General features: G+C 71.9%; 11 protein-coding genes. 3 read left to right on the forward strand and 8 right to left on the reverse strand.

What is annotated here, in order from left to right; translation table 11 throughout:
- Positions 1-37 precede the first annotated feature (37 nt).
- Both ACFYW7_RS17540 and ACFYW7_RS17545 read left to right on the forward strand, forming a co-directional pair.
- Positions 38-568: a YbaK/EbsC family protein gene (locus ACFYW7_RS17540; RefSeq protein WP_389503038.1), complete on the forward strand. Its 531-nt coding sequence runs from the start codon at positions 38-40 to the stop codon at positions 566-568.
- Positions 565-1,410 (forward strand): EamA family transporter, encoded by an 846-nt coding sequence (locus ACFYW7_RS17545; protein WP_389503040.1) that lies wholly within the window; start codon positions 565-567, stop codon positions 1,408-1,410. Before ACFYW7_RS17540 ends, ACFYW7_RS17545 begins: the two co-directional genes overlap by 4 nt.
- A gap of 249 nt (positions 1,411-1,659) precedes the next feature.
- Here the strand turns inward: ACFYW7_RS17545 and ACFYW7_RS17550 are convergent, their stop codons facing one another.
- The 6 genes from ACFYW7_RS17550 to ACFYW7_RS17575 form a co-directional block, all read right to left on the reverse strand.
- Complete coding sequence (locus tag ACFYW7_RS17550; RefSeq protein ID WP_389503042.1) at positions 1,660-2,820, reverse strand: serine hydrolase domain-containing protein; 1,161 nt, start codon at positions 2,818-2,820, stop codon at positions 1,660-1,662.
- Positions 2,821-2,963: 143 nt separating this feature from the next.
- Positions 2,964-3,368, reverse strand: coding sequence for an organic hydroperoxide resistance protein (locus ACFYW7_RS17555; RefSeq protein ID WP_389503717.1), 405 nt, complete (start codon positions 3,366-3,368; stop codon positions 2,964-2,966).
- A gap of 536 nt (positions 3,369-3,904) precedes the next feature.
- On the reverse strand, positions 3,905-4,375 hold the full coding sequence (locus tag ACFYW7_RS17560; RefSeq protein WP_389503044.1) for a MarR family winged helix-turn-helix transcriptional regulator: 471 nt from the start codon (positions 4,373-4,375) through the stop codon (positions 3,905-3,907).
- A gap of 26 nt (positions 4,376-4,401) precedes the next feature.
- The gene (locus ACFYW7_RS17565; RefSeq protein WP_389503046.1) at positions 4,402-5,151 is read right to left on the reverse strand and encodes an energy-coupling factor ABC transporter ATP-binding protein; all 750 of its coding nucleotides are present in this window, start codon (positions 5,149-5,151) and stop codon (positions 4,402-4,404) included.
- A 197-nt stretch (positions 5,152-5,348) separates the two neighbouring features.
- Positions 5,349-6,110: a cobalt ECF transporter T component CbiQ gene (gene cbiQ, locus ACFYW7_RS17570; protein WP_389503048.1), complete on the reverse strand. Its 762-nt coding sequence runs from the start codon at positions 6,108-6,110 to the stop codon at positions 5,349-5,351.
- A gap of 1 nt (position 6,111) precedes the next feature.
- The gene (locus ACFYW7_RS17575; RefSeq protein WP_389503050.1) at positions 6,112-7,167 is read right to left on the reverse strand and encodes an energy-coupling factor ABC transporter permease; all 1,056 of its coding nucleotides are present in this window, start codon (positions 7,165-7,167) and stop codon (positions 6,112-6,114) included.
- A gap of 297 nt (positions 7,168-7,464) precedes the next feature.
- Between ACFYW7_RS17575 and ACFYW7_RS17580 the strand changes: the two genes are divergently transcribed.
- Entirely contained in the window at positions 7,465-7,824 is a 360-nt protein-coding gene (locus tag ACFYW7_RS17580; RefSeq protein WP_389503052.1) for an SsgA family sporulation/cell division regulator, read from the forward strand.
- 60 nt (positions 7,825-7,884) lie between these two features.
- On the opposite strand, the gene ACFYW7_RS17585 is transcribed toward ACFYW7_RS17580, so the two are convergent.
- Together ACFYW7_RS17585 and ACFYW7_RS17590 are read right to left on the reverse strand one after the other, a co-directional pair.
- The gene (locus ACFYW7_RS17585; protein WP_389503054.1) at positions 7,885-10,101 is read right to left on the reverse strand and encodes an MMPL family transporter; all 2,217 of its coding nucleotides are present in this window, start codon (positions 10,099-10,101) and stop codon (positions 7,885-7,887) included.
- 167 nt (positions 10,102-10,268) lie between these two features.
- Positions 10,269-10,859, reverse strand: coding sequence for a TetR/AcrR family transcriptional regulator (locus tag ACFYW7_RS17590; protein ID WP_389503056.1), 591 nt, complete (start codon positions 10,857-10,859; stop codon positions 10,269-10,271).
- Between the last annotated feature and the right edge of the window lie 9 nt (positions 10,860-10,868).

The raw sequence follows: 10,868 nt of genomic DNA on the forward strand, positions 1-10,868 counted from the left end.
GTCGCATGGCGCGTACACCGACCGCTAGCGTGCCCTCATGACCGCCACCGATGAGAACGCCGGGGAAGAGCAGGACCCCGCCGTGGAAGCCGCCGATCCCCGTTTCGCCGATGCCCTGAGGGAGTTGGGGCTCGACGAGGTGATCGGGCGCGTCCGTCGCTTCCCCGACCCGAACCGCAACGCCGCCGAGGCCGCCGCCGCGATCGGCGCCGAACTGAGCCAGATCTGCAAGTCGCTGTTCTTCGCGGCGGACGGGGTTCCGGTCCTGGTGCTGCTGGACGGCTCGGCGCACGTCGACATGGAGCTCGTCCGGCGGGAGCTGGGCGCCGAGAAGCTCACCCGGGCCGGGGCGCGGCTGGTGCGGGAGTCGACGGGGTACTCGACCGGCGCCGTACCGCCCTTCGGGCACCTGACGAAGACCCGTGTCCTGGTGGACCGTTCGCTGCTCGGCCACGACACGGTGTGGGCCTCGGCGGGCACCGCGTTCAGCGTCTTCCCGATGGACCCGGACAGCCTCGTCGCCCACGCGGACGGCACCCTGGTGGACGTGCGGGAGCGCACCGGGTGACTCCGCTGGTCACCGCCGCCGTGCTGCTCGCCGCGGTCACCCACGCCGGCTGGAACGCGCTCGCGCACCGCATCGAGGACAAGCTCGTCGGCTTCACCCTGATCGCCGGCGGCGGCATGCTGATCGGCCTGGTCATGGTGCCGTTCGTGGGGTTCCCGGCGTCCGGGGCGTGGCCGTACCTCATCGCCTCGGCCCTCATCCACATCGCCTACTACCTGCTGCTGATGCGCTCCTTCCGGCTCGGCGACTTCGGGCAGGCGTATCCGATCGCGCGGGGCACGGCCCCGCTGATCGTCACGCTGCTGGCGGCGGTCTTCGCCCACGAGGTGCCCGACGGATGGGCGGCCTCGGGCGTCGCGCTGTCCTGCGCGGGGCTGACCGGTGTCGCGCTGTGGGGGCTGCGCGGCCGTCGCGCGAACCGGGCGGCGATCGGCGCGGCCCTCGCGACCGGCGTCTCGATCGCCGCGTACACCGTCGTCGACGGTCTCGGCGTCCGCGCGTCCGGCACCTCCCTCGGGTACATCGCCTGGCTGATGGTGATCGAGGGCCTGGTGATCCCGGCGTACGCGTTCCACCGCTGGCGCGGTGCGACCCTCTCGACGCTCAGGCCGTTCGCCGCCGTCGGCCTCCTCGGGGCGGCCCTCTCCGTCGCGGCCTACGGGCTGGTGCTGTGGGCCCAGACCCGGGCGGAACTGGCGCCGATAGCGGCCCTGCGGGAATCCTCGATCATCGTCGGAGCCGCCATCGGGGCGGTGTTCTTCAAGGAACGGTTCGGGGCGCCCCGGATCGCGGCGGCGGGACTCCTGGTCGTCGGGATCGGGTTGATGATGCACGCCGGGTAGGCGCGGCCATCCGGTGCGGTCGCGCGGGGCGCACCGGGCCTCTCACGAGGGACCGCAGAGGGGCTGCGGAGGGTCCGAAGAGGGACTGCCCAAGGGCTGCCGAGGGGCCCGGGACCAGGGGAGGGGCGCGGGATCAGGGCCGCCTGGTCCGCATCGGTCCGCCCCGCCGTTCCGGGCCCGTGGCTCCCCGCTCCCCCTCGGAACCGGGCCGGACGGAAATGCGCCCGCGCGGGGTCCCGGCTCCCCCGGCTACGCGTCGACGGCCGTGCGCACCGCCCGTACCAGCGCCTGCGCCCGCGCGTCCGCCGTCACGCTCGTACGGAAGCCGTTGGTGACGTACCCGAAGGCGATGCCCGACTCGGGGTCGGCGAAGCCGAGGGCGCCGCCGCGGCCGGGGTGGCCGAAGGACCCCGGGGAGAGCAGCGGCGACGCTCCGCCGTGGAGCATGTAGCCGAGCCCGAAACGGGTGTTGACGACCAGGATCCGGTCGGGTCCCGCGGACTCCTGCGCCCGCGCGGCCGACAGCGTCCGCGGCGTGAACAGCCGGACGCCGTCCACCTCCCCGATCAGCGCGGCGTAGAAGCGGGCGAGGCCGTCGGCCGTGGCGATGCCGTTCGAGGCGGGCAGGACGGCCGCGCGGTAGGCGGGATCGTTCTCGTCGGGCGTCGGGGTGATCGCGGCGAAGGCGCGGCGGGTGAGGCTGTCCGGGTCGGCGTACGCCTCGGAGACCGCCCGCTTGGGCCGCGTCTTCAGGCCGCCGGGCGTCGACGGCGCCTGGACCTGCGCGACCCTCCCCACCCGGCCGGCCTCCGCCGCCGGGAGTCCGACCCACAGGTCCAGGCCCAGCGGCCCGGCGATCTCGTCCGCGATCCACCGGCCGATCGTGTGCCCGGTGACGCGCCGGACCAGCTCGCCCGTCAGCCAGCCGTACGTCTGCGCGTGGTACCCGTGCTCGGTCCCGGGCCGCCAGGCCGGCGTCTGCGCGGCCACCGCGGCGGCGGTGAGGTCGGGGTCGGCGGCCTCGGCGGGGGTGAGCGAACGGTCGAGGACGGGCACGCCGGCCCGGTGCGCGAGCAGGTCCCGCACGCGCGTGTGTTCCTTGCCGTGCGCCTTGTACTCGGGCCAGTAGGCGCCGACCGGCGCGTCCAGGTCGAGCCGGCCGCGCTGGGCGAGGAGCAGGAGTACGGCGGCGGCCACGCCCTTCGTCGCGGAGCGCACGATCTGCGCGGTGCCCTGCCGCCAGGGCTCGGTGCCGTCGACGTCGCGGGTACCGGCCCACAGGTCGACGACCTTGCGCCCCTCGCGGTACACGGTGACGGCGGCGCCCCGGTCCCCCAGCGCCGCGAAGTTGCCCGCGAACGCCTCCCTGACCGGCTCGAAGCCCTCGGCCACTGTGCCGTTCACGTCCACGCCCGCGCTCCCTGTCGCCTCACCAGCGCCGGCCACTGCCGACACCGGGTGCAACACGCGCCCGCGGCCTCGGATTCCTAGGTCCTGTCGTCACCTTCCCGCCCGCGGGGCGGGCGGGAAGGTGACGACAGGACCTGGGGGCGCTAGCCGAGCAGGATCGTGACCTCGATGTTGCCGCGGGTGGCGTTGGAGTAGGGGCAGACCTCGTGCGCCGCGTCGACCAGCTTCTTCGCCACGTCCTCGTCGACGACGGGGAGCGAGACGCTCAGGGCGACGGCCAGTCCGTAGCCGCGCTGCTTGTTGGGGCCGATCCCGACCTTCGCGGCGACCGTGGAGCCGGAGAGGTCGAGTCCGGCGCGGCGGCCGACCATCACCAGCGCGTTGTGGAAACAGGCGCTGTACCCGGCCGCGAACAGCTGCTCCGGGTTGGTGCCGTTCCCGTCGCCGCCGAGGGCGGGCGGCATCGCGACCTTCAGTTCGAGCTGCCCGTCCTGACTGGTCACGAAGCCGTTCCGGCCACCGTGGGCGGTGGCCTCGGCGACATACATGATCTTCGTCGGACGGCTGTCGACAACGGCTCCGTCGGTCACGGCAGGCCTCCCCCGGGGCGGGCAACAGTAGGTGGCGCACCCATGCATCGTGCGCAAGTACATGGTGCACAAGGTACTGGCCGGTATGACGCGCGGAAAGCCTCGGGGTACCCCTGGTCGATCATGCGATCCTGCCCCGCCTCCTGCCCCGCCTCCGGCCCAGGCCCAAGCCACGGCCCCGGCAGGGTCCGGGCCCCCGCCCGGACAGGCCGTCAGCGCCCGCCAGCCACACGGCCGGCCCCCGGCATCCCAGCCCCGCCCGCCCCCGCGCGCACCCAGCCGCACGGGCCCGGCACATCAGCCTCGGCCCGCCACCACGCGAGCCAGGCGGGCCGGCACCCGCACGCCACCGCGTCCGCCCGCCGCGCACGGCAAGCGTGACCGTCAACGCCCTCCCCGCCGCGTGAGCCCGCCCGTCAACGCCCACCCACCACCGCATGCGTCCGCCGAACGGGCCCGACCGTCGGCGTCCGCCCGCCGCGCGAGCCCGGCCCTCAGCGTCCGCGTGCCGCCGCGTTCTCCGCCCGCTCCGTCAGCAGTCGCAGTTCCTCACGCAGGCGCGTGACGTCGGTGCCGCTCAGGCCGGTCGCCGTCAGGAGCGCCTGCGGCACCTCCTCCGCGCGCTCCCTCAGCACCTCGCCGCGCCCGGTCAGGGCGACGCGCACCGAGCGTTCGTCGTGCGCCGAGCGCTCACGGCGCACCAGCCCGGCCGACTCCAGCCGCTTGAGCAGCGGCGACATCGTGCCGTAGTCGAGGTGCAGGGCCCCGGCCAGTTCCTTGACGGTGGTCTCGCCGCGTTCCCACAGGACCAGCAGGACCAGGTACTGCGGGTAGGTGAGGCCGAGTTCCTCCAGCAGCGGGCGGTACGCGGCGGTCACCGCCCGCTGGGCGGCGTACAGCGCGAAGCACAACTGGTCGTCGAGGAGCAGCGACCCGGCCGGCCCGCCGTCCTCCTGCTTCGCCACGCCTTGCCTCGTCCCGCCTTGTTTCGTCACGCCCCCATTGTCACGGAGCGCGGGTCGAACCCGAAGGGAAGCTCCAGACGGTGGGTGCGCATGAGGTCGCCGTCGGAGAGGAGGTCACCGGTTCCGCCGTCGGCGACGATCACGCCGTCGCTGAGGACGAGGGCGCGCGGGCACAGTTCGAGGGCGTACGGCAGGTCGTGGGTGACCATCAGGACGGTGACGTCCAACGAGCGCAGGATGTCGGCGAGTTCGCGCCGGGAGGCGGGGTCGAGGTTGGAGGAGGGCTCGTCGAGGACGAGGATCTCCGGCTCCATCGCCAGCACGGTCGCGACGGCCACCCGGCGCCGCTGTCCGAAGGACAGGTGGTGCGGCGGGCGGTCGGCGAAGGCCGCCATGCCGACCCGCTCCAGGGCGGTACGGACGCGTTCCTCCAGTTCGGCGCCGCGCATCCCGGCGGCGGCGGGCCCGAAGGCGACGTCCTCCCGCACGGTCGGCATGAACAACTGGTCGTCCGGGTCCTGGAAGACGATGCCGACCTTGCGCCGGATCTCGGCCATGTGCCGCTTGCCGACCGGGAGTCCGGCGACCGTCACCGTTCCGGCGCCGCCGGTCAGGATGCCGTTGAGGTGCAGGACGAGGGTGGTCTTGCCGGCGCCGTTCGGGCCGAGCAGCGCGACGCGCTCGCCGCGTCCGATGGTGAAGTCGACGCCGAACAGGGCCTGGTGGCCGTCGGGATAGGCGAAGGCGAGCCCGGAGACCTCCAGCGAGGCCGGCACGGCGTTCCCCCGCTCCGCGTCCCCCACGGGCGCCGCCGCGGCCGCCCCCTCACGGCTCCCCCCGGAAACCTCCCCGGACGTCGTCCCCGCGGGCGACCCGTCAACCGACCCGTCACGGGCCCCCTCGGGCCTCGCCCCGGACGTCCCCGCGGTCCTCCGCACCATCGTCTTCGTCTCCCCAGGCGTACCAGCAGACTTCACAGCGTCCATCCCAACAGACATACGGCGAGGGCGGCGAACGGAAGGGCGAGGGCGTACGACCACTGCGCCCGGGAGGCGGTCACCTCGTCGATGACCGGCATGGAACCGGCGTACCCCCGGCTCACCATGGCGAGATGCACGCGCTCCCCGCGCTCGTAGGAGCGGATGAACAACGCGCCCGCCGTCTTCGCGAGTACTCCCCAGTGCCGCACCCCGCTCGCCTCGAAACCGCGCGACTCCCGCGCGATGCGCATGCGCCGCATCTCGCCGCTGATGACATCGCCGTAGCGGATCATGAAGGAGGCGATCTGCACGAGGAGCGGCGGGAGCTTCAGCCGTTGCAGACCGAGGAGCAGTTCACGCAGTTCGGTGGTGGAGGCGAGGAGGACAGAGGTGGCGACGCCGAGGGTGCCCTTGGCGAGGACGTTCCAGGCGCCCCACAGACCGTTGACGCTCAGGGAGAGCCCCAGCACGTCCACCCGCTCGCCCTCCGCCACGAACGGCATCAGCACCGCGAACGCGACGAACGGGATCTCGATCAGCAGCCGCTTCAGCAGGAAGCCCGCCGGTACGCGGGCCTGGCGGGCGACCACCGCGAGCAGCACGGCGTACAGCGCGAACGCCCACATCGCCTCGCGCGGGGTGGACACGACCACGACCACGAAGGTGAAGGCCGCGGCGAGCTTGGTGTGCGGAGGGAGGGCGTGCACGGGCGAGTGCCCGTGCCGGTAGAGCTTGTGCGTGTGGCCCGCCCCCACGTCAGACGCCTTCCGGCACGGACGCCGGCGAGGTGTCGGACGTCCGGCGCCTGCGGACCGCCCAGAAGACGCCGGTGCCCGCGACGACGGTGGCCCCGACGCCGATCACTCCCGCGAGGCCGCCGGAGACACGGGCGTCGGAGATGTCCTTGACTCCGTAGCCGGCGAGCGGCGAGTCCTCCGTCGCGTGCTTCTCGACCTTGGTGTCGATGCCCTTGTCCTTGGCGACCTTCTCCAGGCCGTCGGGGCTCGCCGAGGCGTAGAAGCTGACGAATCCGGCGAGGACGAGGGAGGCCACGAGACCGGTGATCCACACCGTGCGGTGCGAGGAGCGGGCGGCGACGGGCGCGGTGGCCTCGGGGGCGGGGGTGTCGACGAGTTCCCCGTTCACCCGCAGCTTGAGCCGCTGCCGCAGACCACGGGCGCCGTGCACGAGATCGGGCCGTACGGCGATGACGGCACCGACGGTGAGCGCGGTGATGGCGGCCTCGCCGAGGCCGATGAGGAGGTGGACCCCGATCATCGCGGTGGCGACCTTGGAGACCGCGACGTCGGTCGTTCCGCCGATGGAGTAGAGGAACGTGAAGGCGACGGCGGCGGCCGGGACGGACAGCAGCGCGGCGACGAAGGACGCGACGGTGACCGAACGGCGCTTGCGGGGCAGCACCTTCACCAGGCCGCGGAAGACGGCGTACGAGACGACCGTGGTGACGATCGCCATGTCGGTGATGTTCACGCCGAGCGCGGTGAGTCCGCCATCGGCGAAGAGGATGCCCTGCATGAGGAGGACGACCGAGACGCAGAGGACACCTGTGCAGGGGCCGACGAGGATCGCGGCCAGGGCGCCGCCGAGCAGATGTCCGCTGGTCCCGGCCGCGACCGGGAAGTTCAGCATCTGCACGGCGAAGATGAAGGCGGCGACCAGGCCGGCGAGCGGCGCGGTCCGTTCGTCGAGTTCACGGCGGGCACCACGCAGGCTCACGGCGATGGCGCCGGCCGCGATCACTCCCGTGACAGCGGACACCGGGGCGTTGATGAATCCGTCAGGTACATGCACCGTCCGATGATAATGCCTTGTTGCGAACGACTTGCAAGAGCGATTCACCCACGAACAACCCGTCACGGAAGTGACCGCGGGAACGGCCCACGAGGAAAAGGGGAGCGGGGCACCCGCTCGGGGGCACCACGGGCGGATGTGACCGCCGGCGCACACATGGGCCCGCCCTGACGGGGCAGGCGTCCCGGGAGGAAGCGTCACGGACGGCCGGAGAGCGGTTTCCGTGAGATGTGCGACATTGGAAGAGTGACGGATTCACAGCATCCGCATAGGTAACGCAGCGTAAGGAGTCGGTTCATGCACGCCGTCGAACAGTACGCACGCGCCCACATCGTCACCGACTCCGCCGACTCCGCCGACGACGAACACCGTGCTGTTCCGGTGGCCCTCCGCTACGACCCCGAGACCGACCCCCGACGGGTGCGCATCACCCTGCCCGGCCCCCATGAGTGGACCTTCGACCGCGAACTCCTCGAACAGGGCCTGCGCGTCCCCGTCAGCAGCGGCGACATCCGCATCTGGCCGTGCGGCCGCGTCCAGGCCGTCCTGGAGTTCCACTCCGCGCAAGGAGGGGTGGCGGTCGTGCAGCTCGACACGAAAGCACTGGTGCGCTTCCTCCGTCGTACGTACACGGCCGCCACCCCGGTGGCTCACTGACTGCCGGTCACCGACTCCCGGTGGCCGACCCTTCGGCCGACCACCGGTTCCGCCGGCCGCTCAGACGCCGACCAGCTTCTTGACGTCGTCCCCGTCCTGCGCGCCCCCGTCGAGCGCGCGCAGGCCCTCGCCCTCGACGTCCACGTTCGGCAGCGCGCGGTCCAGCCACCTCGGCAGCCACCAGGCCTTCTTGCCCAGCAGCGCGAGCACCGCCGGGACCAGCGCCATCCGCACGACGAACGCGTCGAAGAAGACGGCGATCGCGAGGCCGAAGCCGATCATCTTGATCATCGACTCGCTGGATCCGATGAACCCGGCGAAGACGGCCATCATGATGACGGCGGCCGCCGTGACGACCCGCGCTCCGTGCTTGAACCCGGTCACGATCGCCTGGCCGGGCTTCTCTCCGTGGACGTAGGCCTCCCGCATGCGGGTCACGAGGAACACCTCGTAGTCCATGGCCAGCCCGAAGACGACGCCCACCATGAAGATCGGCATCATCGACATGATCGGGCCGGTCTCCTCGACGCCCATCAGGCCGGACAGCCAGCCCCACTGGAAGACCGCGACGACCGCGCCGAGGGCCGCCATCACGCTGAGCAGGAAGCCGAGGGCCGCCTTCAGCGGGACGAGGATCGAGCGGAACACCACGATCAGCAGCAGGAAGGCGAGACCGACCACGAGCGCGAGATACGGGATCAGCGCGTCGTTGAGCTTCTGCGAGAAGTCGATGTTCATCGCGGTGGAACCGGTGACCAGCACCGTCGAGTCCGTGTCGGTCCTGATCTCGCCGCCCGCGTCGCGGATGGAGTGGACCAGGTCCTCGGTCTTGACGGAGGACGGCTTCGCGTCGGGGATCACCGTGATCATCGCGGTGTCGCCGGCCTTGTTGTACGTCGCCGGGCTCACCGAGACGACGTTCTTGAGGTCCTTCACCTCGTCGGCGACCCGGGTGACCGCGCCCTTCGGGTCGTCGCTCGCCTTCGCGTCGACGACGACCATCAGCGGACCGTTGAAGCCGGGCCCGAAGCCGTCGGAGAGCAGGTCGTAGGCGCGCCGCTGGGTGGTGGACACCGGCTGCGAGCCGTCGTCGGGCAGGCCCAGTTCGAGCGAGGCCGCCGGGACGGCCGCCGCGCCGAGGCCGATCACGCCGAGCAGCAGCACGGCGAGCGGGCGCCGGACGACGAAGCTCGCCCAACGGGCACCCATGTTGGGCCTGCCCTCCTTCTTCGCGGCGCGGCCGCCGCCGAAGAGCCTGCTCTTCTTGCCGGCCGGCTGGACCCTGCGGCCCGCGTATCCGAGCAGCGCGGGAATGAGGGTCAGCGCGATGAGTACGGCGATCGCGACCGTGCCCGCCGCCGCGACGCCCATCTTCGTGAGCATCGGGATGTTGACGACCGAGAGGCCGACCAGCGCGATCACGACGGTCAGGCCCGCGAAGACCACCGCCGAGCCCGCCGTACCGACGGCCCGTCCGGCCGCCTCCTCTCGTTCCCGGCCCTCGGCCAGTTCGGCGCGGTAGCGGGAGACGATGAACAGGGCGTAGTCGATGCCGACCGCGAGGCCGATCATCATCGCGAGCGTGGAGGTGGTGGAGCCGAGGTCGAGCACGCTGGCGAGCGCGGTGATCGTCGAGACGCCGATGCCGACGCCGATCAGCGCGGTGAGCAGCGGCAGCCCGGCCGAGAGCAGGGAACCGAAGGTGATGACGAGGACGACCGCGGCGATCGCGATGCCGATGATCTCGCTGGACCCGGTCTCGGGTGTCGCCTGGAGCGCGTCACCTCCGACCTCGACGGTCAGTCCGGCGTCCCGCGCGTCCTGCGCGGCCGCGTTCAGGGCGTCCTTCGAGGCGTCCTTCAGCTCCATGCCGGAGACCTCGTACCGCACCGAGGCGTACGCGACGGACCCGTCCTTGCTCACGGCGTGGGCCTTGAACGGATCGGCGACGGAGGTGACTTCGGAGCCGGTGCCGAGGACCTTGACGGCCTTCTGGACCGTCGCCTTGTTGTTCTTGTCCGCCATCTTCTCGCCGGCGGGCGCCTTGAAGACGACCCGTGCGGTCGCTCCGTCGGCGCTCATGCCCTGGAAGCGGCTCTCCAGCAGGTCGAAGGCCTTCTGCGCCTCGGTGCCGGGTATCGAGAAGGAGGACGATCCCGCGACGGGCGCGGAGGCGGCGCCGACACCCGCGAGCGTCAGCAGGGCCACCCAGATCAGGGCGGCGAAGTGCCGTCGCCGGAAGGCGAGTCGGCCTATTTTGTACAGAAAAGTGGCCACGAGGGCGTACTCCCGGTCAGGTCGTGGGAGGGCAGGGGCTTGTGTGATCACCCGAGTGGGGGCAAGGGGGATCAGCCCGACGACGTGAGCGGCGCGCGTCAGGTGCGACTGGGGCTACATGAGGATGCGGGGAAGGAAAGACGAGGCGTGAAGGGTGGGGTGGGGATTCAGGCGCCGAGAGCGGGGAGGACCACGGCGTCGATGTACGAACTCAGGAAGGCCCGCGTCGGCGGGAGTTCGTCGATCATGGTGCGAGCAGCGAAGGCGCCGATGAGCATGTGCATCACATACTCCGTCGCCGGGTTGTCCTCGCGGATCTCACCGCGGTCGACAGCGCGCCGGAGGACGCCGCGCAGCTCTTCCATCTCCGGCTCGATCAACCATTCCCGGAACGCCTTGAGCAGATCCGGGTTCCCGTGTGCCGCCATGGCCAGGCCCCGCATCAGCGCGGAGTCCTGTTCCATCTCGCAGTCGTCCTGCCGGAGGGCGAGCGCCAGGAAGTCGCCCCGCAGGGTCCCGGTGTCCACGTCGGAGAACTTCAGCGGCTTCTGGTGCCGCAGCGCTTTCACGACGAGCTCGGCCTTGCCGCCCCACTGGCGGTAGAGCGTGGCCTTGCTGGAACGGGTACGGGCGGCGACGGCGTCCATCGTGAGGGCGTCGTAGCCGACTTCGCGAAGCAGGTCGAGCACGGCCGCGTACAGCTCGGCCTCGCGCTCGGGCGTGATCCGACTGCGACGCACCGTCGCGGCTTCAGCCATCCCACTCAC

The organism is Streptomyces sp. NPDC002580, from assembly GCF_042889485.1.
Lineage (GTDB): Bacteria > Actinomycetota > Actinomycetes > Streptomycetales > Streptomycetaceae > Streptomyces.